The sequence below is a fragment of the Microcoleus sp. PH2017_09_SFU_O_A genome (assembly GCF_020738625.1).
Taxonomy (GTDB): domain Bacteria; phylum Cyanobacteriota; class Cyanobacteriia; order Cyanobacteriales; family Microcoleaceae; genus Microcoleus.
In genome coordinates, this window is the sequence record NZ_JAEQCF010000037.1 from 55,676 (window position 1) to 82,245 (window position 26,570).

Below are 26,570 nucleotides of genomic sequence, written 5' to 3' on the forward strand. Positions count from 1 at the left end.
ATTTATTTATGACGATCGCAACTGAGCGCATTACCCTTGAAGAATTTCTGAAACTGCCAGAAACTAAACCAGCCAGCGAATACATTGAGGGCGAAATCATCCAAAAACCTATGCCTAAAACAAAGCATTCTCGTCTCCAGGGGCGATTCCTGCGTACCATTAATGAAGTGGTAGAGGAACCCAAGATAGCTTACGCTTTTCCAGAGTTGCGGTGTACGTTTGGCGGGCGCTCGATTGTTCCCGATATTTCTGTACTATTGTGGGAACAAATTCAATTTGATGAGAGTGGCGAATTAGTAGACAATGTGCTAATTGCACCGTATTGGGCGATCGAAATTCTATCGCCAGAACAAAGCTCCAACCGCGTAACTAAAAAAATTATTCACTGTCTCGAACATGGCTGTCAGTTGGGATGGCTAGTCGATCCAGGCGATCGATCGATTTTAGCATTTTTACCCAATCAACAACCGCAATTCTGCGAAGGTAGCGATGTCGTTCCCGTACCCGAAATCATTCCCTTGAATATCACCGCCGAACAAGTATTTAGCTGGTTGAGAATGCAAGCATCAACGACAGGTTCGTAGTGAGGACTTTAGTCCTCATCAAAACAGAGGACTCAAGTCCTCACTACGAACCTTTACCTAAGCACACAATCGCATTGCTGATTGACAGTATGAATTAAGTTCTGCCCAAAAGCTCAACTACCCAAAAAGTCTATGTTTTACTCAAGGGTAAAAAATGTGAATTCATACTCAAGTTCAGCAACGCCAAATTTTCGCTCCTTATCTCTAATTTCCCAGTGGTGGAATCTTAGCCAACACACCTTTTTTAAGAGCTTGAGGACGCTCTGACCAAGGCAACAAACCATCCGGCTTAGCATAGTATTGACTCGCGCATTCGAGTACAGCTTCGACACTTTCCGGTTCATTTGGAGGCAAATCACCAAACAGATAAGTATACTTTCCAGCAGCAGCAAAAGAGACCGCACAAGAGTGACTGCAAGCACTCATGCACTCAACTTCTTGAATCTCAAACTCATCAGACAACTCCCAATCTTTAGCGAGTTTAGATAAATCTTCCATAAATTGTTGGCCGCCACTTTTACCTTGGCGCTTGCCATCTTTCCAAACACTAGCGCAAGCAGTGCAAACCAAAAGACAGTGTTTTGTGCGTACAACCGTGTTTCGTTTAGTTCCATTCATCATCCATACCTCGTAGATGCGTTCAAAAGTGAGTTAGATATCGGCGGGCATTCTGACTTTAGAGGTAGAGGACTGAAGTCCTTACTACAAACCTCATTACAGTTGCGGGACAGCGCCGGACTTGCACCGAACTTTCCCCGTTTCCTCTGGCGGCTGCTCCCCGCTAGAACCGATCGCGAATTCAAATCCTATCACACTTGCCACCCTTTCCCAAAAAAGTTATCTTGGTAACAGCGATTTTTAATATCTAACCACATAAATTAACCCTGTTCGTAGTAAGGACTTTAGTCCTCTGATATTTCTGCGGACTGAAGTCCTCACTACAAACCTTATGAACAAAGCTTTTCCCGACTTTTCCACCCATGGCTATCAAGTAATCCGCGAACTCGGATACAACAGTTTGGGCGGCCGCGTTACCTATCTCGCCACAAAAATTAACACAACAAACTTCGTTGTAATTAAGCAATTTCAATTCGCCCAATTAGGTGCTAGCTGGACAGAATACGAAGCTTACGAACAGGAAATCAAAGTTCTCGAAAGTTTGGATTTCCCTGGAATTCCCCGCTATCTCGATGCTTTCGGGACTGACAGCGGATTTTGCATGGTGCAGGAATACAAAAATGCCGAAAGTGCGATCGCCCGTAATTTCTCGCCGCCGGATATTAAACAAATTGCGATCGCCACTTTAGAAATTTTAGCTTACCTGCAATCCCAAAAACCGCCCGTAATCCACCGCGACATCAAACCGGAAAACTTGTTAATCGATGACGAGTTAAATGTTTACCTAGTAGACTTCGGTTTTGCGCGCTTGGGAGGCGGAAACATCGCCGCCAGCAGCGTTGTCAAAGGCACAATGGGATTCATGCCACCGGAGCAAATGTTTAACCGGCAATTAACAGAAGCATCCGACTTGTACGGCTTGGGCGCGACGCTAATTTGTTTGTTGACTGGTACAAAATCTGTGGATGTCGGCAACTTGATCGACGATAATTATAGCATTCATTTTCGGCATTTAGTCCCGCCCTTGCAGCAGGGTTGGATGAACTGGCTGGAAACAATGGTAGCGCCGAGAATTCAAGATAGATACAAGTCGGCGGCTGATGCTTTGACGGCTTTGAGGTCTCTTGATGCCAGCAGTTTGCCGAAAGTGAGGCTTGAGCGCGATCGGCTAAATAGTATTGCTACAGACTATAGAGAAATATTAACACAATCCCTCGCAATCAGCAACCCAATTCCAGATACAATACTTTGCGGCAGATGGGAAGTCGCACCGCATCCGAGTGACCCGCCCCACACACCTTATGACCACCCTTGGATCTCCTTTGAACCACAGAATTTTGAAAGCAATGAGGTTGACTGCAAAATCATAATTGATACTGGTAAATTATTAGCTGATACAACTTACAATCGTCAGCTTGTATTGCACGCAAATTCTGAGCCGGATACTTATACAATTGAATTGCAAGTCACAACTTCTCCCCTACCCATACCCAAAAAAACTACTTTCTTGTATAAGGGAAGACTGAATTTTATGTGCTGCTTTGTTGTGGCTGGTTTTCTGTTGAACCTGATTGCATATCTCAATTTAACTGGCTACAACTATTTAACTACTAGCGGTATTTTTTCCAGTGCCTTATATGGATTTGCTCTGGCTGAAATCACAATCACGGCAAAATTAAATCGACTTAAGTCTAATTGGTTTGGATCGTTATATGGTTGGTTAATTGGATTGATATTATATATTGTGACCGTCGTTATTTTAGTTTTTTTTAATTTAATAAGCGGTGACGCTAATACAATTCATCAATTATTTAGTGCGTTTGCTGTGATAACGATAGCTCCAGTCTTAACTTTAATTGGACATTTATTGGGTAAAATAAATAGACCTGTAAGTATTTTATTCCGTTTTTTATTGTTATCTGCATTAGGTTGTGTATCGTATAGTTTTATGGAACTAATCTGGGATGAAAGTGGTCTAAAAATCCTAGGTTTTATTTTGATTGCTCCTATTTTTTACACAACAGCTAATTCGATGGTTTACAATCTAATTTCCGAGCTAACGATCCAAAAATTTATTAAGGTAGATGCTGTCAATATAGCCTTTCTCACTGCCGGATTTTGTACTAGCTTAGGAGTAGTATTGCGAGTATTTGTAAATCTTTTTACTCAAATAGAATGGGTTGAACCAATGGAAATGTGGGCAGTCGGAGGAGTGACTATCGCCTTTCTATCAGTTACTGCTATTCCATTACTTGAACTCATTGTTTTTCGACCAAAAAGAATCCTTGCCAACTATCGCAAATCAGAACCAAATTTAATTAAACCTTAACCAACTGTTCGGCGATATTCTACTGTTTTTAATGAATGAAATTCTTACTACTAAACCTATGAATGATTTTCCTGATTTTTCTAACTACGGCTATCAAATAACTCGCGAACTCGGACACAACCGGGCGGGCGGTAGAGTTACTTATCTTGCTACCGAAATTAATACTAAACGTTCCGTCGTTGTCAAACAATTTCAATTTGCCCAGACTGGTGCTAATTGGGCGGAATATCAAGCTTATGAAAAAGAAATTCAGATTTTGCGCGCACTCGATAACCCCAACATTCCCCGTTATTTAGATTCCTTCCAAACTGCATCGGGTTTCTGCATGGTACAGGAATACAAAGATGCCAATTCCCTCGCAACTTCGCCGCAGCAAACACCGCAAAAAACTAAGCAAATTGCTATTTCTGTGTTAGAAATACTCAAATACTTGCAAAATCGGGTGCCGCCAGTTATCCACAGAGATTTAAAGCCGGAAAATATCTTGGTGGACGATCGCCTAAATGTCAGCCTTGTCGATTTTGGATTTGCTAGAATCGGGGGGGGAGAAGTGGCCGCCAGCAGCGTTGTCAAAGGCACTTTGGGCTTTATGCCGCCAGAACAAATGTTCAACCGCCAGCTAACAGTCGCATCCGATTTATACAGCCTCGGCGCGACGCTAATTTGCTTGCTAATCGGCATCAATTCTACCGAAATTGGCAGCTTGATGGACGATACCGGGCCGATTAATTTTAAACATCGCTTGCCGCAGCTAACTCCAGAGTTTCTTGACTGGCTGCAAAAAATGGTGGAACCTAATTTCAAACACCGCTATCCTTCGGCGGATGCTGCCCTCAATGCTTTGATTCCCCTAGAGGTAGTTCAGCAGCGTAACAAGTCAAAACTCGCACTGATATCAGTCGGATTATTAACAGCAATTGCTGCTATTTTTATTCCTTTACTCTGGAAATTTCCCGAACCTCAAACAGCAGCCAATCTCAAACGAATAATCAACGCAGTAAAGTTAAATCCTCAGACTCAAGTGATGTTAACTGACGAATTAGAATCGAAAAAAACTAGAGATGTTTGGTCTTTGAAACAAAAAAAGAAAGTCTACTTTAGTGTAAGTGCTACTAACTTGCCAGAAGGAAAATATAGAAGTTATTGTAAGGTTGTCAACCCTGAAGGACTATTCGCAGCCCAGAGTCAATCTTATTTAAAAACGACGGGCGATCGATTAAATACTTGGTGCTGGTACAATTTTAAACAAGATGACAAACCTGGCAATTGGCAGTTTCAATTTTACTTAGACGGTCAAAAAGTGACGCAAAATAGTTTCAAGGTCTTACATTAACGTTCCGGGCTGGAAGTTAACCGGGCAGTAACCTTGTTCCGGGCTGGCAGTGAATTTCTTTGCCGTCAAAAGTTGGCGGACTCCAAGTTTCTGCAGAACTTGCGTTCTCCCGATCGCTCTCGCATATAGCACTAATAGTTTTTATTAGATTGCTACCCTTTTGTTTGTAAGCAAATACTGCGCCAGTGTAGGATCTCTCGGGGTTCCTATCAGTAGGTTTGGCGCTCGCGATCGCGCTTTCAAATTGTGCTGGTTCGCGGTGATTGTGCCTAGTTTGAACCGGACCCATTGATGAGACGATCGTGTAATTATAGTTCTTGGTCTGTTCTTTAAGTCCCAGACCCAATTTTGCAATGGAATCGCTAAATTGACCGTACTCTGCATAGTAAGCTTGCTGCCCTCTATTGATGCTTGTAATATACTGTCTGCCTTCTAAAAATGTCTTACCCCTTGGCGGGGACGAGGGCAGGGCGATCGTATTGAGTTTGAAATCGTAACATGACGCCATGATGCCAGCCACAAGCGCGCTGTAAATTGCAATCCTCGGCAGCAAACTGGATACTGACAATCTCGATTTTTTACTGGCTTTAACTACATTGACTGACATTTTTTTAACTGTCATAAAGTAAATTTGCCAAGCTTGTAGGGTGCGCCACAAGCACCCTACAAACTACAAATTAAGCTGTTTCGTGCTGTTGCCGCCATGCGGGATGCCACAGCAACTCGGCAGTCGATCGCTTCTCGACCATTTCCTTCGTAATCGTACACTGAGCCACATCCTTGCGAGAAGGCAACTCGTACATCACATCCAGCATCAACTCCTCCAAAATGCTGCGGAGAGCTCTCGCGCCGGTTTTGCGACGGTAGGCCTCCTGGGCGATCGCCCGCAGCGCATCCGGCTCAAATTCCAACTCCACGCTATCCATCTTCAACAGCTTCTGATACTGCTTCACCAGCGCATTCCGGGGCTCAGTCAAAATCTGCATCAAAGCCGCCTCATCCAGCGGCGAAATCACCGTCACCACCGGAATCCGCCCGACAAACTCAGGAATCAAACCAAACTTAACCAAATCATCCGGCTGTACCTGCTGCAAAATATCAGCCGCCCGCTTATCCTTTGCCGGCAAAGTCGAGTTGCTGTCGCTTTCTGTTGGCTGAATAAAGCCCAAAGATTTTTTACCCAAACGCTGTTCTACTATTTTTTCTAAACCGACAAAAGCACCGCCACAAATAAATAGAATCTTGCTCGTGTCAACTTGAATAAAATCTTGGTAAGGATGTTTGCGACCGCCTTGCGGAGGCACATTAACCACCGTTCCTTCCAACATTTTTAGTAGCGCTTGCTGCACTCCTTCTCCCGATACATCCCGCGTGATCGAAGTGTTTTCGCTTTTGCGAGCAATCTTGTCAATTTCATCAATATAAATAATCCCGCGCTGTGCAGATTCCACATCAAAATCTGACATTTGCAACAGCCGCAGCAAAATATTTTCTACATCGTCGCCGACATATCCAGCTTCTGTCAGCGTCGTCGCGTCAGCTACCGCAAAGGGAACTTCGAGCATTTGTGCCAAACTTTGCGCTAACAAGGTTTTGCCGCAACCTGTCGGCCCGACTAGCATGATGTTGGATTTTTGCAGTTCGACATCGCTGTCGGGGGAAGACTTGCCGCTGTCTTTGGCTTGGTCTACGCTCAAGCGCTTGTAATGGTTGTAAACTGCTACAGAAAGGACTTTTTTGGCTGAGTGCTGGCCGATGACGTGGTTGTCTAAATGCTGTTTAATTTCTGTGGGTTTGGGAATTTGAGCTAGAACAATTTTCGATTTGCTCGATCGACTCTGGCGTTTCGATCCTTGTCCCTGAGACTCTCGCACCTCTGACTGGGGAATCTGTTGACCAATTGTTTTGCTAGAGTCAAAGAACTCCTCCTCTAAAATTTCATTGCACAATTCCACGCATTCATCGCAAATGTAGACGCCGGGCCCAGCTATTAACTTGCGGACGTACTCCTGCGACTTACCGCAAAAGGAGCATCTGAGATGGGAGTCATATTTTGACATATTTAGCCTCTTACTTTACGGTTGCGGTTGTTTGTTTTGACTGGGGAAGTTGCAGCGGGCTCGATCGAGTGCTCAGCCCTAGAAAGGTTTCCCGATCTGACACCAAAACCAGTCAAGCTTCGCGGACTCTATTTCTAAGTTAACAGTTAGCAAAAACATGGACAAATATCCTGTCATGCTTTTTTAAATTCATTCGGTGTTATCCGAATCGGGCGAACTGCACACCCACTATCCCTATACACAAGTGCTGTTGGGAATACTTTCCTGAGTATGTTATAAGAACCATTTACGTCAGCATTGATTATTGTTCCGTCTGCTGACTTGTAGAGTCCTCTCTTTATCCTACGTCCACTGAACTTGAGTGCTGAGTCCTTCTTTCCATAAGTTGGGATTGGGTCATTATCTAAGAAACTTGATTTGCTAGTGTAGCTTTCTTCGGTGAGAATTACTTTAATTCCAACTAACTCAGCTTTGTAAGTCAGCATCTCCACAAACTTTGCATGAGGAATAGAAACAAATTGTTGATTGTTTCTTCTTCCCAGACTCGACTCCTGCTTCCATAAATCATTCTTACCGATAACCAGCGTTCCTATTTCATTCGGGAGCAGATAATTAATGATTAAGCGAGAAGCCTTATGCAAGTAACCATCAACTTGATTGTTTCTCTTAGCGGATAATTGCTGAATTCGCTTTGATGTTTGAGCTTTACCTTTGAGCAGAGATTGCAGCTTAGCTTTCTGCTTGTTGTAGTGCTGGTTGAGTGCTTTGAGTGGCTTGCCGTTAATCAATAAAGGATTAAACCCTTTCTGATTTGAAGTTACTGCCGCTAAGTTACTGACTCCAATATCAATTGCTGCAATATGCTGGAAGTTTAACTGGTTAAGCTTTGATGCTATTTCATAGACTACCTCGATGACATACTGACCTGATTGCGGGATGATTCTAATCTGTTGAACATTTTGACATTTAGTGGGAAATTCAATGCTTGTCTTGGAAAGCTTTACTAATCCCTTGACTAATGCAGGCTTGCTAATCGCTCCTTTCTCATAGACAACGCAGAAACGTCCTTTGAGCTTATCTTTGTACTTCGGCAATTTAGGTTTGCCCAAAAACTTGCCTGGATTTTGTTTCCATTCCTTCATAGCCTCAAAAAATGACTTCCAGTTTCGATGCAGACTAATCAGGACTTGATTGCTGACTTTGGCAGGAAGCGCCTTGTAGGATTCATGAGATTTAACTTCATGATAGATTTGGCAATTATCAAGATAAGTATTCTCTAAAACAAAAGACTGCCTCACTAAGTAATTACAATAGTTGTAGAGATTTTTGGAACGCCATGCTAAATCGTCGCACTCCTTAGAGAAACTGTGACTTTTATCAATAATGTGACGCTCTACCAATCTCATTCTTCTTCTCCTTTGCTAGCTGAACTCGACTGCAACTCTAAAATTCACTTCTCGGTTTTCCTTGCCGATCGCCCTCGCTCTGACCAGATTTCCACCATCTGCGAGCAGTATTATAGGAAACTCCTGCTTTCTTGGCATAGTCCGACCGCTTCATACCCCTATATTACCTTAGTCCTTGGGAATAATAAAAAATTCTGACGAAGGCAAGGCCTTCTACATAAGTCCCGAAAGCAAGCCTTCTGCCGAAACCAAACTGGCTTACCATTTTTTGTATTCCAAAAATTTTCCCGACATAATTATTTTCACTCGATCGCCTTTTGGGTCTATTTCTTTCTCGACATCCAAACTAAAGTCGATCGCGCTCATAATCCCGTCACCAAATTTTTCGTGGATCACTGCTTTGAGCGGCATCCCGTACACCTGCATAATTTCATAGAAGCGATAAATCAACGGGTCAACCGGAACTGCTGCATCCAAAGAACCTTTTAACGGAGGTTCGCAGAGCACCGCAGCCGTCTCGCCATCCAATCCCAAAGCCGAGACAATTTTTTCGGCTTCATCCAACGATGCGGTAGCTTGACGGTAAAAAACCGCCGCAATCCAAACTTCGTCGCGACCCAAAACTTTTTCCAACTCGGCAAAACTAATTCCCTTAGCTTTTTTAGCAGCCAAAAGCTTTTCTGTAATTTCTGAAGTTGCCATTAAATATTCTCCAACTCACTGCTGTACCAGATATGAAATATCTCTCACATTTTGGTGATTTTGTCAATGGCAACTCGATCGAAAAAACAGAAGCGATCGATCGCAGAGCTTCAGCAAAACCAGGTCTCATCAACCTTGACAAGCGAATTTCGACCTGTGGTACCCGCCACGTGATTTATCCGTGGAATCAATCCCAAATCGAAAATCGAAAATCCTCTCTTCCCCCGAATTTACAACTTATACAAGTTTTGCATAGTAGTATAGAAGATTTGAGATTGGGAATAATTGATGACTACCAGGGTTTAGAGCTGGTCTACAGTTGGATGATTTATTTCAAATTGCCTCGCAACAGATCAATCCCCAAAAACACTCCTAACTGCCCTCTGACAATGATACAGTTGGCAGTATATCCAGTGCAAGTTACACAAACAAAGGCAAACGGCCCAGTTTGGATCGTGCCAGCGTGCCCCCCGCCCAAACACGGATAGAATTCCCCGACAGGAGTCGCCAGTCGCCCCAAATTTTAGAATCAGGTTCCTCTGCTCCCAGATTCATCTGTGGAGTATTGACACTCCCCGGCGTGAACGCACGGGGATTCTTGGATCAATCAGTCAACTTGCTCGTTGATGCCACCACCAACGAGTAGAGGTCGGTCTGTCCCCAAGCGTTAATTCCGGTGTGCCCCACCGTATTTAAAATAATTCCTGATTGCTTTAATCCCTTCGCTAGGATATTCAAAGCTGCATTATGGTCGCGGTCTAACACCGTGCCACACAGGCAAATATGAGTTCTGACGGATAGCGACTTCTGGACACGATTTCCACAACTTGAGCAATCTTGGGAAGTGTACCCAGGTGCTACAGCAACTACTGTTTTACCATACACTTTTCCAAAGTATTGCAAATAATGATCAAGTCTGTGACCACGCTGCATCGCTAATTCCCAACGCAAGTTTATGGTTTTTCACCATATTTCTCACCTGAAGGTCTTCGTAAGCTACGAAATCGCTAGATTTCACCACGTACAACGCCGTCTTAATGGCGAAGTCTTTGCGCTGCCTACTAACTTTCAAGTGTTTTCTACCTAGCTTATTGATTGCTTTCTTTCGATTACCAGAACCTTTCTTTTTCCGTGAAACTCGTTTCTGCAACCGCTTTAAAGCTTTTTCACTTTTACGAAGATGCCGAGGATTTGTCATGGTCTCCCCACTACTATCGGTATAGAAATGGTTTAATCCCACATCTATCCCAATAGCTTTACCAGTCGGAATCACTGATTCTGTCCGCTCTACATTTATACAAAACTGAGTGTAGTAACCATCGGCACGACGAATTACCCTAACTCGTTTGATTTCCTTGGGTGAGTAGAAATGCAAGTCTCGACTACCGAGCAACCTGAATGTTCCCGCAGCAAAACCGTCCGTAAAAGTCAGACATCTTTTATCGGTAGAAAGCTTCCAACCTGATGTCTTATACTCTACGGAACGAGTGTGCTTTTTGAATTGCGGATATCCCTTTTTTCCTGGCTTCTTAGCTTTACAATTAGAGAAGAAACGTTGAATAGCAAAAATGGCACGTTGGGCCATCGCTTGACGCGCCATTGAGTTAAGTTTTCCTGCCCATTCAAACTCTTTCGCCATGATGGCGCATTGTTTGTAGAGGTCAAGTAGTTTGACTCCCTGATTGTCGATCCAATATCTAAGAGCTTTGTTTCGGACAAACTGAGCTGTGCGGATCATCTCGTCGATGACTCGGTATTGCTGTGGGTTGCCTTTCAACCTAAACTCTAGTACAATCATGGAACTATTTTATCATGTTTATAAACTATTGTGAGTATAAATAAACTGATTTATGAATCTTTACACCCGCAATTAAAGCCGTCCTATAAGGACGGGGCTTTAGACCCAATCTTTTGGTAAATCTCTCATTCTTCAATTTTTAAATCTAACATAGACTGACTCTCCATCCTCGCTCCCGCAGCCAAAGCCCCTTTACCGTTCATAACCGACAAGTGACAAAAGTATGGATATTGAGACCAAAGATTACAGCATTGAGTACGATCGCGCTACCCAAACAGTTACCTGCTGCGGCTCGTTTCGCATCAGCCAGATGGAAGAATACGCGCCGATCGTCGATCTGCTCAACGAAGTGACGGACTCCTCGCCTAATATGATTACTCTAGACTTGCGAAAACTAGAATTTTTAAATAGTTCAGGAATTAACATTATATCAAAATTTGTGATCAAAGTGCGCCAGCTAAAAAATATTCAAATCAGCATACAAGGCTCAAAACAGATACCATGGCAGGGAAAATCGCTCAAGAACTTGCAGCGGCTGATGCCTTCCTTACACTTAGAATTGGATTATTGACACTCCCCGGCCGTACCGCGGGATTCTTTAATCTACGATGTAGCTTGCTCGAGCAGGATTTCTCCAACAAGAGTAGAGGCTTCATCTCCTAAAGCGTTGCTTGCATCAAGTGCAAAGGTTCCGGTATGCCCTACCGTACCTAATCCTCGACTCAGGATGATTCTAGCTGCGTTTTCGTCTCTATCCATTACACAACCGCACTTACAGACGTGCGTCCTAGTAGATAGCGTTTTCTTCACAATTACACCGCAAAGGGAGCATTCTTGGCTGGTATATTGCGGACTTACCGCCACCGTTACCCTCTCAAATACTTTGCCAAAGTATTCAAGCCAGACACGAAATTGATACCAAGATGCGTCGTTAATAGACTTAGCCAGACAGTGATTCTTCACCATGTTTTTGATTCTCAAATCTGCCTTCGGCACGGCGAAGCGCCTACGTAAGCTATCAAGTCGTTGGACTGAACTACGCACCGCGCTAACTTTACAGCGTGGTCTTTACGTTGCCTACTTATTTTGAGGTGTCGCTTACCTAGAATCTGTCTAGCCTTGCCTCTATTTTTTGAATCTTTTGCCTTTCTAGAGACACGTCGCCCTGAACGTTTAAGAACTTTTTCACTCCGGAGGAGGAACTTAGGATTTCCAACCATCAATCCGTTAGAGTCGGTGTAGTATTCCTTTAAACCAACGTCTAGACCTATGGTATTTCCGGTTGGTTTTGTATTCTCCGTTCGGTTAAAATCAATACAGAACTGAACGTATATACCATCCGCCCTTTTTACCAATCTCACCCGTTTAATCTGGCTAATTTGATAGAAGTTTAGATCCCGCGTCCCTTTCATTTTTAACCTTCCAATTCCTTTTTTGTCACTAAAAGTTATGGATTTTCTGTCCGAAGCAAGTTGCCAACCAGATGTCTTGTATTCAACAGAACGACAATCTTTCTGAAATTGTGGAAACCCTTTTTTACCCGTAACTTTCCGTTTACAGTTATCGTAGAATCGGGAGATAGAAGACCATGCTCTCTCTGCGCTAGCTTGTCTAGCCATTGAGTTGAGTTCTGAAGCAAATGGGAATTCTTTAGCCAGTACAGCGCAGTATTTTTGTAGATAGTTCTGACCAACCTTTTGATTATCCATCCAATAGCGTATACAACTATTGCGAATGAATTTGGCAGTACGAATTGCTTCATCTACTGCCGCGAACTGACTGGATTTCCCATATGTTTTGAACTCAAAAACTAGCATTGTCTTACCTCCTATCTTATATTACACTTGCCTATATAAGATTTTCCGCAAGTTCACAAAACTTTGTAAAGCCGTCAAGCTTATGACGGGGCTTTAAACCCAGATTTTCGGTAAATCGCACAAGGTAAAGGTGTTCACCTATCCCGCCTTGGGGAACCAGGATGAGAGCACCTGAAGTTAATGCGAATAAGTCATAGTTAAGTTAGCACCAAACTGTAAAAAACTTCCCTCTCAGACTAAAAATTACCAATTTTCAATTGCTATGCAGGAAGAACCATCGAGAGAACAGCTACTTTTGGACGTTCAGCGACTGAGTGCGGAACTAGAAAACTTGAAACGCGAAAAGTCCGATCTAGAAATCTTGCTGGAGACTACTACCCAACATTCGGATACGATGGAAGCTCACTTGCTCTCTCAAGCTCAGTTGGCCGTGCGCGAAAGCGAACAGCAGTTTCGGGCGATCGCCTCGGCAACTCCCGTTCCGGTATTGGTTTCTCGTCTCTCGGACGGCTTGATTTTGTATGCAAACGCTCAATTGGCTTCTCTGCTAAACATACCCCTAGAAGAATTGATCGGCTGCTGTACCCCAGACTTTTACCTCAACCCCGCCGATCGCCCAAAGGTACTCGAAGCCCTCGCCCAAGACGGATACCTGCAAAACTACGAACTCCACTGCAAAAAATCAGACGGAACCCCTTTCTGGGCAATTCTCTCGGTTCAGTCCCTCCAGTTTAAGAGTCAGCCGACGGCATTGTGCGCCTTGTACGATCTCACTCAGCGCAAGCAAGCAGAAAACATTCTCCAAGAGAGCGAAAAGCGGCTCCGGCGGCAGAGTCTGGCCCTGTTGCAGCTAGGGCGGCAGAGGACTCTCAACAGCGGTGCGCTGACTGTGGGAATTCGCGAAATTACTGAGGCTGCTGCGCGCACTTTGGAGGTGGAAAAAGTCAGCGTCTGGCTTTACAACCACGACAGATTGGGAACTGGCTACCCGATCGATCCTCAGCTAAATTTTACCCACAGAGCGATCGCCCGCAACCAAAAAGAATCTCTCGATACAGAGGCGGCCCCCCGAAACGATAACGAGTCAGTCAATCATTCTCAATTTAAAATCCCCAACCTCAAATTAGTTTGTCTCGACTTGTACGATCGCACTCACGAGCATCATTTGAGCCGCCAGTGCATATCAGCAAGCGATTTAAAATTTTCAATTTTAGATATAGAAAACGACGCGCCGGGCGAAAATCTAGCTGAAGACAATGGTTTAGAACCGGCGCCGCACACTCAAAACTCGATCGAAACAAACTTGTGCCACTTATCATCGATCGCCGAACATTCCGGTGTGCTGCCGAATAAGAGCAAGCCAAATTCATCGATCTTAAATGTAGCAATTAGGCTCGGCGGCCAGATCGTGGGCATCCTCTCTCTAGAACATATCGGCGCGCCCCGCCAGTGGGCTCTGGAGGAGCGCACCTTCGCCGATTCTTTAGCAAATTTAGTCGCGCTGGCGATCGAAGGATTTGAACGCCAGCGAGCTCAGGAAGCACTCTCCAAAGCCAAAGCGCAGCTAGAAATGACCGTCGATCAGCGCACCGCTCAAATCACCGCCACCAATCAACTGCTCCGCAGCGAAATTGCCGATCGTAAAAGAGCCGAAATCGCCTTGCAAGAAGCCTTACACAAAGCAGAAGCAGCTTCCAGAGCTAAAAGCACTTTTTTAGCCAATATGAGCCACGAACTGCGAACGCCGCTCAACGCCATTATCGGTTACAGCGAAATGCTAGAAGAAGAAGCACTGGACTCCGGACTCGATGACTTCATCCCCGATACCCAAAAAATTCGTAACGCCGGCAAACACTTGCTGACTTTAATTAACGATATTCTCGACCTTTCTAAGATAGAAGCCGGTCGGATGGAGGTTTACTTAGAAGAATTTGACCTCGGCAATTTAATAGAAGAAGTTGTTGCAACTTTGCACCCTTTAGTTGAAAAAAATCACAATCAATTAGAAGTTTCTTGCTCTCCAAATTTGGGAGTAATGTATGCAGATTTAACTAAAGTCAGGCAAATTTTGTTTAATTTGCTCTCAAATGCCCTCAAGTTTACCGAAGGTGGAACGGTGCTGCTGGGCGCCACTCGCGAGCCAGCAGGCGATAGCGATTGGGTTTATTTGCAGGTATCTGATACGGGGATTGGAATGTCTGAACAACAGCAGCAGGGTTTGTTTCAACCTTTTATGCAAGGGGATGCTTCGACTACTCGCAAGTACGGAGGCACTGGTTTGGGATTGGCGATTAGCCGCTTGTTTTGCCAGATGATGGGCGGCGATATCACTCTTGAGAGTCAGTTAGGTGTTGGCTCTACTTTTATTGTTCAATTAAAGGTCAAAGTTGACAGTTGACAGTTGACAGTTGACAGTTGACAGTTGTCAGTTGACAGTTGACAGTTGACAGTTGACAGTTGACAGTTGACAGTTGACAGTTGACAGTTGACAGTTGACAGTTGACAGTTGTCAGAAGGGAGAAGGGAGAAGGAAGAAGGCAACGAGCACGCGATGGAGAGCATCTCAGTTTTGCATTATTTATAGTGCGAGCGTCCCCGCTCGCGTGCGTGTATAAGCTTTGCTGTGCGGGGACAGCACGAAAGATAAAAAATGTTTCTTGCAAAACTGAGATGCTCCCCATGCGATGGGGATTTAACAGATTTAACGGATGGGTAAAAGATGCAATAATTCGCCATTACTAACAACCAATAACCAACAACCAATAACCAACAACCAATAACCAACAACCAATAACCAACAACCAATAACCAATAACCAACAACCAATAACCAATAACCAATAACCAACAACCAATAACCAACAACCAATAACCAACAACCAATAACCAATAACCAATAACCAATAACCAATTCCCTGTTAATTGTGATACCGATCGCGATCGACCTCTGTTGCCGATCACACAGTCGCATTTTTTCCCAGCCTAGAATACTTTTATTATCCCAAACTTGTGCCACAACCAGAATATAGCGCCTTCCTGCATTTAAAATCCGCACCTCAACCTGCCACAGGGGGGGGGTGGGGGTATTGCTTATACAAAGGCAATTTGGTAAAAGTAATGCTATCGTCGCTAACCAGTAGAAGGCAAAAGTTAACAGGAAATCAGGAATTATCAAAGGCATAAGAACCCAGAAACACAATTCGGCTTTTTGCCTTCTCCCTTGAACCTTCAAACTGCGGCCTCTACTGCCGAGATAGCAATGCCACCGACAGCAGTGCACAAGTTCTCAAAATTAAAGGAGTGCATCGAGATGATTAAACCTTGCAGTCAACCGCTAAAAATAAATCCTTTCACTTCTTATCGCGATCCCACTACAGGCAAATGGACTGTAGTTCCAGCAGTTCAGAATGTTTGCGAAACAGACTCTAGTTTGAAACCCAAAGCCGAAAGCGAACAGGAAAGTAAAGTAGAAACAAGTGTTTCTGCTGTGCCTGCTATCTCGCTGCCGAAAAAACGCTTTTCCTTCTCCTTGCTTGGGCTTAAAAACCTTGCTAAAAAATCTTCTGTCACTGTCAGTAGCTAGCCATCGCCGGGGCATAATCTAGTTTCTACGGTTACGCCCGGGCGATCGCCAAACATAAAAAAAACAAGCTGTTCCATAGCATAAATTGCCAAAAAGCGATATACTGGCAGCAAACTTTCTCCTCACAATATCCGTGAAGTATTTGCTCGATCGCTTCGTCCACTTTGTATGGACAGACCGACCAATTCGCCAGCGGGGAACAGTCATCGTTGCTATCCCCGTGATTTGTCTGTTTGCTTCGCTGATCGCAATTGCAGGACTCCGGGATAGTGCAATACAGATAAGAAAGCGAGCAGATACTCATAAGGAAATACTTCACGGAACCAACCGCTTGTTAACCACTGTGGTGGATGCGGAAACGGGCATTCGGGGTTACGGGTTGACGAAGCGCCGCGATTTTCTAGCACCATATTTAGAAGCAAAGAAGAGTTTGCCTCCGCTGCTGGCTCAACTCGAAATTGCGGTGGGAGAAAATCAACTGCCAGATCAGGGATTTGCACAAATTTAAAAAAGTACCGAGTGCGATCGATCTTCTCGCTCGCGCTCTGAGCAATCCGCACCGATCGTCCTGCTGGCAAATATTTAAGCAGGATCGCAGCGGATTTCGATGATAAATCCGTCGGGATCGTAAAAGTAAATGCCGCGTCCTGTAGCGCGCGTGACCGGGCCACTGTCGATCGCAATTTCATTAGACTTTAGCACTTCCAGAGCGCGATCGAACAAATCGCGATCGATGTCAAAGGCCAAGTGGTTAGCGCGAGTAAAAGCCTTTTGGGGATCTGGGTTTGGCGGTTCCAAATCTGGCTGCCAAAATAAGTCAATCACAGTCCCGTCTGGAGTGATGAAATTAGCGACTTTACCAGCAGCCACCATTTCGGTTAAACTTGCGGGAATTTCTGCACCTGTGAGTTCGTGTAAGCCGAGAATTGTACCGTAGAAGTGGCAGGAAGCTTTCATATCGCGCACGTTTAAAGCGATATGGTGAACCCGGCGCAAGTTCCCCGGCGCCAAGGCAATTTTGACGGTGCTTTCGGTAGTTTGCATGGTTGTCAATTGCTACTGTTAAAATTGGATGATGTTAAATTTCCTCAGAGTTCGATCGTTCGGACTTCAGTCCTCAGATTTCTATAGAACCCATTTGAGATCTATTTTGCGTAAATCTGAGAAACCGGGTTTCTCTCTATATTTCTCGTCACCCAACCCAAAAACTCGTAGAAACCCGGTTTCTCGACATTAGCGTAAATCTCAGAAACTGGTTTCTGTCTATATTTCTAGTCACCAAACCCAAAAACTCAAAGATGTCAAATGGGTTCTATAAGGACTGAAGTCCTCACTACGAACCCATTTAAAGTTTGATCGTGAGGACTTAATCTCAATTATTGTTACTTTTCTTTAGGGAACGATGCCATACCTACAAATAGCATGGCCAGCCCGCCTCCCAGAATCGCGAACGCCAGTAAACCTACGGCTAAATCTAATCCCGATGTATTTTCCATTAAATTAAAACGTTCTCCAATTAAATCCAATCACCGGTATTTGTTAATTGTTGATTGCTTCTCAACAATGAGGAAGAGAAGAAAAAACAAGCTAATTAACCGTAGGGTGCGTCATACCAATTTAATGTGAAGTTGCACATATTCCGATCCCCCTAAATCCCCCTTAAGAAGGGGGACTTTGAGAAGATTCCAGTCCCCCCCTTATTAAGGGGGGTTAGGGGGGATCAGATTCGGGAGCAGCCTCATAAAAAATTGGTATCAGGGAGAAAATTGTTAGTCTGTATGCAAAACATTTAGCCCTGACGCACCCTACAATAACTAAACATCCATCCGTTACATCGGTTAAAAAATCCGTTGGCGAACTGCTTATTTTGCCAATTCTCGATCGATCGCAGCGATCAATTCCGGCGAATCTGGGCCCACGCTGCTGCGGAATCTGGCAACCACTTCACCCTGTTTGCTAACTAAGAATTTTTCAAAATTCCAGGAAACCTCACCTTTTGGATCGACTGCATTCGTAAGCTTAGCGTACAGGGGGTGCTGCTGGCTGCCTTTAGCGCTTACTTTGTCAAATAATTCAAAGCTGACACCGTATTTTGTAGTGCAGAAATTGACGATTTCTGCGTTGCTTCCGGGTTCTTGAGCTCCGAAGTCGTTGCAGGGAAATCCTAAAACGCGGAGTCCGGCGGCGCCGTACTTCTGGCTCAATTCTTCGAGTCCTTTGTACTGAGGTGTATAGCCGCATTTGGAAGCTACGTTAACTATCAAGAGTACCTGGCCAGCGTACTCTCCTAGCTGCTTGTCTGCGCCTGCGATCGTTTTTACATTAATGTCGGAGATGGTGCTGGGCATTTTCAAATATTTCTAAATTTGACTAGCACAATTTTACCGCAATTTGGTAAGATTTTGTCGATTTGCCGATCGCTCAAAATTAAAAAATCCAGACCAGGGGGGTTTGCAGAGTTCCGGCGGATATTAGAGTAGAGATATTTGTGAACCCGATGAAATTTTTCAATAGGTACGTAGTTGCGCTTCAGCGCTCTTGCATATATATAGCGGATCAAGCGAAAGATTCGCGGACGTTGTTGGGAAGAAAGCCCTATACGTTTAAGGGTTATGTAAGCTGTCAGTCATACCTCATCTTTTTGAGAAAGGCTATATATAAGACAATACCGTTTGCTTAAGACAATAGGTACGTAGTTGCGCTTGAGCGCTCTTTATATATAACATTTATAACGAAAGATGAGGTATGACTGTAAATGGAGTTTTTGATGCGACCCCGTTTACTACACGATAAGTATAAGAGGGCTTAAGCCCAACAACGTACCTCACTTATCTGAGTGGCTTTCCGTCATCCATTTTTGGTACGTATCCTCAAGTTGCTTGTCTTCCAAAACTATTTCTAGGCGGACTTTGACGCAACCGTGGCGGGGTTGAGAGGCGATCGCATTTAAGATCTTGCTAGCTTTCTGCACAGACGTAAATTCTGCCTTAACTGTCGGTTCCTGGCGATCGCTCTTAATCTCTGCCAAATCTATACCGGTGATGTTTCCCTCGCCCAAATCTATCTCTGCCAAAACCTTCGGATCGTCGCCGACTTGTTCGACAATCAACTTTTCCCACTGGATCGGCACTTGTACCATCCGAGTCTCAATTTCTTTGCGGACTATGACTTCGCCGACTTTGCGCTTGCTGCGATTGATTACCAATCGTTCTTCTAGCAGGCGAATTACTTCTCGATCGACAATATCCAAGTTTTCGTCATCCTCATCGGTCTCTAAATGTTCATTTTGGCGATCGGCATCTGTTAGATTTGACATAACTGTTGAGGGATTAGTTGACTCGCTATTGCTCACTTCATCAAGCTGTTCTGAGGATTTTCCTAAATACTCATACTCTGCCGTTCCCCCAATTCCGGGCAGCAGATCGACTGCATCGGACTTAATACTTACAAACAGAGTCTTTTGATGATAATCTACTTTTTTGAGCAGCTTGATACTTACTAAAAAAATGCGGGGGTTTTCGCGACCTAGCCCTGATACCACAAAGTTTAGCTGACCGTTAGGATCGAAATAGACATCTTTGATTTTGCCTACCAAGTGACCTTGGTTGTCTTTTACTGTAAAACTTTTTAGCTTAGTCCTGACTTTTTCCGGCACCCGGTTGAGACGGGTATTTGATTTGGCTGTGGCTACTTTTTCGGCTGATGCTTGACCGTTCATTTTTAAAACTTTCCTGCTTAGGGATTTTTATTATGAATTGGGGCGAATTGTTCAACAGTTGACAGTTGACAGTTGACAGTTGACAGTTGACCGAAGGAAACCGACCTCTACCTAGAAGTCAGAGGATTGGAGTAATGAATAGTCTGATTTTAATTTCTCCCGAAAAAGCTTGGGGCTTTCAACCAATTCTTTCTGGTAAAGGCGGGGAAAGTGCATAAACTTTGGCCAAAACCGGCAAGTTTCGCACTCCACCCGCCGTTATATAGGAATACGCTTGGGTTAAAACTGTTGAGTCCTCGGAGATCCCCCTAAATCCCCCTTAAAAAGGGGGACTTGAAGAATACTCTTTTCCCCCCCTTCTTAAGGGGGAATCGGGCTTAACTGAAGCGTATTGCGTCATCTAGGAATTGCGCGATCGCCAAATTCAAACCTGTGCGGTGAGAGAATTATGTGATTAATGCGTAATTCCTATTCAAGACTTCCTGCGGTTGGTTTAGATAGTTTTATTATCTACAACCGGAGTTCCGTCAGTCTGAATGTCTAATTCTTCACGGCGCAAGGTTTCTTCCCCGTCAACCGTGCTGCGAACAACTTCTTTTCTGACGTTGACTTCTTCGCGCACGTAGGCTTCCTTGTGAATGTCGGCCGTTTCTTCGTAGACTTCGATGCGTGCAACTTCCCCTGATTGGAAGTCAGCCTCGCCGACTGAAACTACTCTACCAGCTTCTACTGGTGTGACTCGCTCGATTACGACTCGTTCTTTTTCAATGGGTACTGAAGCTCTTGCTGTTTCAGTTTCCACCCGCTTACCAACTGCTACTTCCCCTGTTTTGGCGCGGTTTTTGTTGGCAATCAAGCGTTCTTCATAAAGCTTGAGATTTTGGTGGTTCTGTTCGTTGGTTTCGTAGAGGGGGCGATCGATATCGTAGCTGTAGCTGCTGCGATCGTAGCTAGCAGGAGTTGCAGTGCTTGTCGCTGCTGTGCCTGGATTGCGGTAGACGCCTCTTACTTGTTCTTCGCGATCGTAATCTAGGGGTTCCATTTCATTGTAAGCCGGCAGTTGTTCTGCTTGAGCTTTGCTGCGAAGGCCTGTGGCGTAGACGCGATGGGCTCCGTAGTCGAAGCGGGCCGAACCGATCGGCAGCAATACTTTTTTACCAAAAATCCAAATGCCGGTATCAACTACCAGATAGCGAAAACGGCCAGTTTCATCAACCAATGCGTCATAAACAGTGCCTACTTTTTCGTCAGAGTCGCCGGCATAAACATCAAATCCTTTGATGTCGTCTCCAGCAAATATTTCTTCCTTATAATTAGGCTCAAAATCTGCAATTCTTTGAAGTGCCATGTGTTTTTTCCTCGTCGCTCTACTTAAATTAATAGTAGAAATTAATGGCTTAACTTCCCTCTCCCTAAAGTCTGAACTGCTCAATTTAGGGCGTTTAATACTATAGGAATACAGCGCGGTGTCGGTGCTAGCGCGCTCAGCTATTCAATACCTGATTGAGTCACAATACGGTTCAGTTAGGGCTAGTGTCATGGCGAGGAACGAAATAAAAATTAGGTACGTAGTTGGGCTTGAGCCCTCTTTCTCTATCAGTCTAAAGAGGGCTGAAGCCCAACAACGTACCTGTAGTTTCAGAATGTTGCAGGAGAGAGACTTCAGGAAAGCTAGAAATTTTAGGTTTAGAGTGGATTTAGTTGATCTCTGATGGTTTCTATGCGTTTGCGGTTGACTCCTAAATCCGACTGTCCCAGACGCGAAGCCGATCGCACGTGAATCACCTTTGCCCCATCATCTACCAAAAATTCCACATCATCCACAAAGCCCATCAAAGCACTGGTGAACTCCGCATACAGGTAATTATCGGTTGCGGTGATAATTTTAGTTTTGCCCGAGGACTCGATCGCCCCTTTGAGCTTAGCCATAGCCTCAGCAGGCGACGAAGTGTAAGCCAAAGGCTCAATTTGGTGCTCGGCATCTTGACTGAAGCTGCTGACGCAGTTGGGGGAAGCAGGACACGCTGCCAGTTTTCCTGATACAATGCCGATATTAGTAGGTCTTTTTCCAGCAAACATGGTTTTTTCTCCGGGAATTAGGATAAAAGTTGCGATCGCCAGTACCGCTACAGCTACCAGCGATATTAAAACAACTAGGACTCTTTTCAATGCTGTCGGCGATTTTGTTTCAACTGTTTGCAAAGGATGAGTCCTCCAGAAAGTGCGATTTAGATCTAATTTTAATATTAATTGAAATTGACATCTCAAACCTAAATAGATTGAGTTTGTTCTTCGAGCAACCAGTAAGTCAGCATTGTTCCTTTACCTTTAACCGTGATAGGCCCCCGTTCTTCAAAAATAAACTGCTCTTTCAAACGCTCGTAAGTCTTCGCCGTCACTTGAATTTTACCCGGCAATCCGTTCGACTCCATCCGCGAAGCAACATTCACAGTATCTCCCCACAAATCATAGCTAAATTTGCTAATCCCAATAATTCCCGCCACCACCGAACCGCTGTGAATTCCGATCCGCAATTGAAAACCTTCTCCAATTTTGAGATTAAACTTTCTCAAAGCTACCTGCATATCCAAAGCTAAAAGTGCGATCGCCTCAGAGTGATCCGGGCGCGCCGTCGGCAAACCCCCAACCACCATGTAAGCATCCCCAATCGTCTTAATCTTTTCCAACCCGTGCAACTCAGACAACCGATCGAACTCCGAGAAAATTCCATTCAAAATTTCTACCAACTGCGTCGGACTTTTGTGAGCCGAAAACTCTGTAAAACCAACCAAATCAGCAAACAATACCGTCACCTCATCAAAATGATCCGCAATCAGCTTTTGCTCTTTTTGCAAGCGCTCAGCAATAGGTTTAGGCAAAATATTCAGCAGCAATTTCTCTGTTTGCTTTTGCTGCAATTTCAGCGCTGCTTCAGCTTGTTTCCGCTGAATCAGCGAACCGAGCTGCGTAGCAACCGCACTCACCAATTCCAGCAAGCGCGGCTGAGATTCCAGAACTTTTTCGCGATAAAAAATCAAAATAGCTAACACTTGGTTGTCCGCCAAAATTGGCAAACCAAAAGCCGCTCTCAATCCCACATTTACCGCAATTTCCGATCGCAGAAACACTTGTTCCGGTGCAGTAGAAACATCCTCGATCCATTCGGACTGCTGCGACTGCCAAATCCTCCCTGGGAGTCCCGCACCAGGAGCAAAAGTTAGCTGCCAACTTGTCTGTCTGAATTGGGCAAAACTCAAATCGCTGACGTACCTGCCTCTAGCACATCTTAAAACGCCGTCACTGTTAGGAATCCAAGCTTCGCCCAGATTCCATTCAATAGTTTGACAAATTAAACCTAAAATCACATCTATAGCCGACTCAAAATCGTCAGATTTGCTAATAGCTTGAGTTGCCTCCAGCAGCAATCTTGTTTCCATTTCAACCTGACGGCGATCGGCAATTTCCTGGTGCAACTGGACATTTTGATCGGTCAATTTTTGATTTTTTTCTTGCAGTTGCATTTGCAAAGAACGCACGGTCAGTTGATTGCTCACTCGCGCCAATACTTCTTTAACCTGAAAAGGTTTTGTGATATAATCTGCTCCGCCTACTTCAAAAGCTTTTGCCTTATCTATTCCTTCTTCTAACGCGCTGATAAAAATGATGGGAATTTCGCTAAATTGCGGTTGTACTTTTAGTTTTTGACATAATTCATAACCGTTAATATCCGGCATCATAATATCCAGCAAAATCAAATCTGGGACGCTAGACTGAATTGCATCTATAGCCGAAAAACCATTAGTAACAGGTCTAACTTTATAGCCATTTTTTTGCAAGATTCTAATCAACAAACGCAGATTGTCTGGCGTATCGTCAACTACTAAAATATCTGCTTGATAGTTTTCAGTTTGTTCCGCCTTCATCTCCACGATCAGATTCCTCCGCCTCGGCAACTAAATTGAGAATTTTCTGGTAATCAAAATTACCGAGATGACCCTGGAGGATTTCGGCAAATTCAGGATGAGCATCCCTTATTTCCTCGATTGTTATCCCAATTAAGTCAAAATCAGCACTGCGGATTACCTGCCTCATGTGATCTATCCATTGTGCGGGAAGTATGGGTAAATAAGCAAGCGCATCATTAGACTGGGAGTCAGATAGATTGTGGCGATCGCCCGCTGACATCAAATCCGTTGAGTTAGAGTATAGATACTTCACCCCTAAATGTTTGTGAAGGGTATCAAAGATATCATTTTTGCGGAAGGGTTTGTTAATAAAATCGTCGCAGCCGACGAATAAAGCAAACGATCGCCTCCCTTCAATGGTACTAGCTGTCAAAGCAATAATCTTCGGAATCAGAGGTTCGACACCAGAGACGTTGATTTCCTCCCCCATTGCTTGCTTGGACTGTCTCTGCTGTATCCTGAGTCTAATTTCCATCGTCGCTTCGCAGCCATCCATCACCGGCATTTGCAAATCCATCAAGATTAAGTGCGGCTGCCAGTTTTCCCAGATTTCTACCGCTTCACGGCCGTTGCTAGCCTGTTTCACTGCAAAACCCAAGGGAGAAAGCATTTTAACTAAAAGTTGGCGGTTGTCTTTGCGATCGTCCACAACTAAAATCCGGTAGGATGGCCCATCTGGTTCCACTCCCATCACCAGGCTGCTGATTTCCGGGGTAGGAATCGAAGCGGCATCAACTGCATCAACTTCAATCTCAAATCTAAAAATCGTACCTCGATTTTGCTCGCTTTCCACAGTAATATTGCCGCCCATTAGCCGTACAAATTGGCTGCTGATCGTCAAGCCTAAACCCGTCCCTTTTTGAGCTTTTTGACCGGATTCTGTTTGCACGAAGGCTTGAAAAACCTTGCCCAATTCTTCGGGAGAAATGCCACTTCCTGTATCTTCTACTTCAAATTGCAGAAACAACGAACCAGACAAATCTAAATTATTCTCCGTCAAATTTTCACTCTCAGGCAGACTGTAACTTGTCGAACCATCTAAATTTGTAGGATTTTCACCGGCAATGACAATTTCGCCTTCTGAATCATTTCCTCTTGCTTCTTCTCTATTACTTCTATCTGTTACATCCATGACATCCCCTACATCTGTCCCTGCCGAACTGCCTTGCCTAAGAGACCTCACTCTTACAGATACCCCGCCAACTCTGGTAAATTTCATGGCATTACTGAGGAGATTGATTAGCACTTGGCGCAGTTTTACCTCATCAGTTCGCACGTACTGCGGAACATCTGTATTTCGCTGAAAAACTAACTGCAAACCTTGAGTTTTCGCTCGTAGTTGAAACATATCTTCCATTTCGTCAAGCAAGTCGTAGAGATTGAAGTTTGTCGGAAAAACAATCATCCGGCCCGCTTCGATTTTTGCCAAGTCTAAAGCTTGATTGATTAAAGTCAGCAAGTGTTCGCCGCTGCGGTGAATAACTTTGATATTGTCTCGGTCTTCTGCTGTTAGATTTGGGCTAGATTCGACGATTTGAGTAAAACCGAGTATGGCATTGAGGGGGGTACGCAACTCGTGGCTCATGTTGGCGAGAAACGTACTTTTCGCTCTGTTTGCTGCTTGGGCAGCTAATGCAGCCTGTTGCAGTTGTTCTGTGCGTTCCACAATTTCAGCTTCTAAGGTACGCTGGTAATTTGCTAGGACTCTTTCTGCTTCTTTGCGCTCGCTGATGTCTTGAATAGCTGCGATCGCAAAAACAACATTTCCGCTGCTGTCAAAAATTGGCGTAGCAGTTACCTCTAAAGTAATTATCAAACCGTATTGAGTGATTTCAACATCATCAACTTTGACAGATTCCCCTCTCAGCGCCCGTAAAATCGGAAAATTTTCAGGAAAATATAGGCGATCGCTCTCGCCGTTATAAAATTGATCCATTCCACGCCATGTTTGGGCAGCCCTCGCGAGGACAGTTTGTGAATCAAGCAATTCCTGCGCTGCATGATTCAAATACGCGATCGAGCCATCGGGATTGTAAACAGATACCCCCACCGGCAAAGCTCCTAAAAATTGATTTAGCCGACTTTCACTCGCAGATAATTCCTCGTTGGCTAGCTTCAAGTCTGCGTTTACCACCTCTAACTCCGCATTGACTCTCTTTAACTCCTCGTTGGCTTGTTGTCGCTTGATAGTTTCAATTGTTAATTTTTGGTCTTGCAAATAACTGTGTACTGCTTCTACCACTGTTATTTGTAAATCTTCATCCTGCCAAGGTTTCTGGATGTATCTGTACAACTTAGCATACTTGATGCTGTTGCTCAGAGCTTGTAAATCGGCTTGTCCCGTCAGCATAATTGTCAGCGTATCGGGCGATTGTTCGTGAATTTGTTTGAGCAGCTCGTCCCCTTTAATATCCGGCATGATGTAATCGGAAAGCACCAAAGCTATTTCATGCTCCTCAGCCCGCAAATCTGCTAGCAATTCCAAAGCATCTTCTCCACCTTCTGCCGTTTCAATAATGCACTGATCGCCGATCGCCTTTTTGAGCTCAATCTTTAAGCTTTCCAAAACATCAGGCTCGTCATCTATACAAACAATCACAGGTTTCTTCATAAATTTATTTGCCATTTTTTTTGTTGAATATTTACTTATCCAAGGCA

General features: G+C 44.3%; 24 protein-coding genes, 2 pseudogenes and 1 riboswitch. Of the genes and pseudogenes, 9 read left to right on the forward strand and 17 right to left on the reverse strand.

Features of this window, described 5'->3' with window-relative positions; genetic code table 11:
• Window positions 1-8 precede the first annotated feature (8 nt).
• Entirely contained in the window at window positions 9-584 is a 576-nt protein-coding gene (locus JGK16_RS15635; RefSeq protein WP_293181267.1) for a Uma2 family endonuclease, read from the forward strand.
• A gap of 204 nt (window positions 585-788) precedes the next feature.
• Here JGK16_RS15635 and JGK16_RS15640 read toward each other — a convergent pair whose 3' ends face one another.
• Window positions 789-1,205, reverse strand: a complete 417-nt coding sequence (locus JGK16_RS15640) for a DUF1636 domain-containing protein (protein ID WP_366517164.1) — start codon at window positions 1,203-1,205, stop codon at window positions 789-791.
• Window positions 1,206-1,226: 21 nt separating this feature from the next.
• Window positions 1,227-1,391: riboswitch (cobalamin riboswitch) on the reverse strand.
• A gap of 142 nt (window positions 1,392-1,533) precedes the next feature.
• Between JGK16_RS15640 and JGK16_RS15645 the strand changes: the two genes are divergently transcribed.
• Together JGK16_RS15645 and JGK16_RS15650 are read left to right on the forward strand one after the other, a co-directional pair.
• Window positions 1,534-3,531 carry a serine/threonine-protein kinase gene (locus tag JGK16_RS15645; protein WP_293192279.1) on the forward strand — a complete coding sequence of 666 codons (1,998 nt, stop codon included), beginning with the start codon at window positions 1,534-1,536 and terminating at the stop codon, window positions 3,529-3,531.
• A gap of 58 nt (window positions 3,532-3,589) precedes the next feature.
• Window positions 3,590-4,864 carry a serine/threonine-protein kinase gene (locus JGK16_RS15650; RefSeq protein WP_293192281.1) on the forward strand — a complete coding sequence of 425 codons (1,275 nt, stop codon included), beginning with the start codon at window positions 3,590-3,592 and terminating at the stop codon, window positions 4,862-4,864.
• 16 nt (window positions 4,865-4,880) lie between these two features.
• Here JGK16_RS15650 and JGK16_RS15655 read toward each other — a convergent pair whose 3' ends face one another.
• The 5 genes from JGK16_RS15655 to cynS all read right to left on the reverse strand — a co-directional run bounded on the left by JGK16_RS15655 (window position 4,881) and on the right by cynS (window position 9,032).
• Window positions 4,881-5,486, reverse strand: coding sequence for a type IV pilin-like G/H family protein (locus JGK16_RS15655; RefSeq protein ID WP_293192283.1), 606 nt, complete (start codon window positions 5,484-5,486; stop codon window positions 4,881-4,883).
• Window positions 5,487-5,541: 55 nt separating this feature from the next.
• Complete coding sequence (gene clpX / locus JGK16_RS15660) at window positions 5,542-6,924, reverse strand: ATP-dependent protease ATP-binding subunit ClpX (protein ID WP_293181258.1); 1,383 nt, start codon at window positions 6,922-6,924, stop codon at window positions 5,542-5,544.
• A gap of 173 nt (window positions 6,925-7,097) precedes the next feature.
• Window positions 7,098-8,330 (reverse strand): transposase, encoded by a 1,233-nt coding sequence (locus tag JGK16_RS15665; protein ID WP_293181255.1) that lies wholly within the window; start codon window positions 8,328-8,330, stop codon window positions 7,098-7,100.
• A 15-nt stretch (window positions 8,331-8,345) separates the two neighbouring features.
• The gene (locus JGK16_RS15670) at window positions 8,346-8,468 is read right to left on the reverse strand and encodes a hypothetical protein (protein WP_293192285.1); all 123 of its coding nucleotides are present in this window, start codon (window positions 8,466-8,468) and stop codon (window positions 8,346-8,348) included.
• A 120-nt stretch (window positions 8,469-8,588) separates the two neighbouring features.
• Entirely contained in the window at window positions 8,589-9,032 is a 444-nt protein-coding gene (gene cynS / locus JGK16_RS15675; RefSeq protein WP_293181252.1) for a cyanase, read from the reverse strand.
• A 32-nt stretch (window positions 9,033-9,064) separates the two neighbouring features.
• On the opposite strand from cynS, the gene JGK16_RS15680 reads away from it, so the two are divergent.
• Window positions 9,065-9,520 (forward strand): hypothetical protein, encoded by a 456-nt coding sequence (locus tag JGK16_RS15680; protein ID WP_293203246.1) that lies wholly within the window; start codon window positions 9,065-9,067, stop codon window positions 9,518-9,520.
• A gap of 115 nt (window positions 9,521-9,635) precedes the next feature.
• On the opposite strand, the pseudogene JGK16_RS15685 reads toward JGK16_RS15680, so the two are convergent.
• Window positions 9,636-10,830: pseudogene (locus JGK16_RS15685) on the reverse strand (transposase).
• A 223-nt stretch (window positions 10,831-11,053) separates the two neighbouring features.
• Here JGK16_RS15685 and JGK16_RS15690 point away from each other — a divergent pair.
• The gene (locus tag JGK16_RS15690; RefSeq protein WP_293181249.1) at window positions 11,054-11,401 is read left to right on the forward strand and encodes a hypothetical protein; all 348 of its coding nucleotides are present in this window, start codon (window positions 11,054-11,056) and stop codon (window positions 11,399-11,401) included.
• 32 nt (window positions 11,402-11,433) lie between these two features.
• Here JGK16_RS15690 and JGK16_RS15695 read toward each other — a convergent pair.
• Window positions 11,434-12,647, reverse strand: a pseudogene (locus tag JGK16_RS15695) (transposase).
• 262 nt (window positions 12,648-12,909) lie between these two features.
• Here JGK16_RS15695 and JGK16_RS15700 point away from each other — a divergent pair.
• Window positions 12,910-15,045: an ATP-binding protein gene (locus tag JGK16_RS15700; protein WP_293192290.1), complete on the forward strand. Its 2,136-nt coding sequence runs from the start codon at window positions 12,910-12,912 to the stop codon at window positions 15,043-15,045.
• Window positions 15,046-15,221: 176 nt separating this feature from the next.
• Here the strand turns inward: JGK16_RS15700 and JGK16_RS15705 are convergent, their stop codons facing one another.
• On the reverse strand, window positions 15,222-15,827 hold the full coding sequence (locus JGK16_RS15705) for a hypothetical protein (protein WP_293181243.1): 606 nt from the start codon (window positions 15,825-15,827) through the stop codon (window positions 15,222-15,224).
• Between the two features lie 78 nt (window positions 15,828-15,905).
• On the opposite strand from JGK16_RS15705, the gene JGK16_RS15710 reads away from it, so the two are divergent.
• Entirely contained in the window at window positions 15,906-16,229 is a 324-nt protein-coding gene (locus JGK16_RS15710) for a hypothetical protein (protein ID WP_293181240.1), read from the forward strand.
• A gap of 85 nt (window positions 16,230-16,314) precedes the next feature.
• The gene (locus tag JGK16_RS15715; protein ID WP_293192293.1) at window positions 16,315-16,737 is read left to right on the forward strand and encodes a CHASE3 domain-containing protein; all 423 of its coding nucleotides are present in this window, start codon (window positions 16,315-16,317) and stop codon (window positions 16,735-16,737) included.
• A gap of 74 nt (window positions 16,738-16,811) precedes the next feature.
• Here JGK16_RS15715 and JGK16_RS15720 read toward each other — a convergent pair whose 3' ends face one another.
• From JGK16_RS15720 to JGK16_RS15735, 4 genes are all read right to left on the reverse strand, one after another.
• Entirely contained in the window at window positions 16,812-17,273 is a 462-nt protein-coding gene (locus tag JGK16_RS15720; protein WP_293181234.1) for a VOC family protein, read from the reverse strand.
• Between the two features lie 338 nt (window positions 17,274-17,611).
• Window positions 17,612-17,755 carry a hypothetical protein gene (locus JGK16_RS15725; protein ID WP_293181231.1) on the reverse strand — a complete coding sequence of 48 codons (144 nt, stop codon included), beginning with the start codon at window positions 17,753-17,755 and terminating at the stop codon, window positions 17,612-17,614.
• A gap of 336 nt (window positions 17,756-18,091) precedes the next feature.
• Window positions 18,092-18,577 carry a glutathione peroxidase gene (locus tag JGK16_RS15730; RefSeq protein ID WP_293181228.1) on the reverse strand — a complete coding sequence of 162 codons (486 nt, stop codon included), beginning with the start codon at window positions 18,575-18,577 and terminating at the stop codon, window positions 18,092-18,094.
• A 476-nt stretch (window positions 18,578-19,053) separates the two neighbouring features.
• Window positions 19,054-19,947, reverse strand: coding sequence for a DUF2382 domain-containing protein (locus JGK16_RS15735; RefSeq protein WP_293181225.1), 894 nt, complete (start codon window positions 19,945-19,947; stop codon window positions 19,054-19,056).
• Window positions 19,948-20,033: 86 nt separating this feature from the next.
• On the opposite strand from JGK16_RS15735, the gene JGK16_RS15740 reads away from it, so the two are divergent.
• On the forward strand, window positions 20,034-20,165 hold the full coding sequence (locus tag JGK16_RS15740; protein ID WP_293203249.1) for a hypothetical protein: 132 nt from the start codon (window positions 20,034-20,036) through the stop codon (window positions 20,163-20,165).
• Between the two features lie 275 nt (window positions 20,166-20,440).
• On the opposite strand, the gene JGK16_RS15745 is transcribed toward JGK16_RS15740, so the two are convergent.
• From JGK16_RS15745 to JGK16_RS15760, 4 genes are all read right to left on the reverse strand, one after another.
• A complete protein-coding gene (locus JGK16_RS15745; protein WP_293181222.1) occupies window positions 20,441-21,295 on the reverse strand; it encodes a DUF2382 domain-containing protein in 855 nt (284 codons plus the stop codon).
• 338 nt (window positions 21,296-21,633) lie between these two features.
• Window positions 21,634-22,149, reverse strand: a complete 516-nt coding sequence (locus JGK16_RS15750) for a DUF1499 domain-containing protein (RefSeq protein ID WP_293192296.1) — start codon at window positions 22,147-22,149, stop codon at window positions 21,634-21,636.
• 68 nt (window positions 22,150-22,217) lie between these two features.
• Window positions 22,218-23,876: an adenylate/guanylate cyclase domain-containing protein gene (locus JGK16_RS15755; protein ID WP_293181216.1), complete on the reverse strand. Its 1,659-nt coding sequence runs from the start codon at window positions 23,874-23,876 to the stop codon at window positions 22,218-22,220.
• Window positions 23,851-26,538 (reverse strand): response regulator, encoded by a 2,688-nt coding sequence (locus JGK16_RS15760; protein ID WP_293192299.1) that lies wholly within the window; start codon window positions 26,536-26,538, stop codon window positions 23,851-23,853. Before JGK16_RS15760 ends, JGK16_RS15755 begins: the two co-directional genes overlap by 26 nt.
• Window positions 26,539-26,570 lie beyond the last annotated feature (32 nt).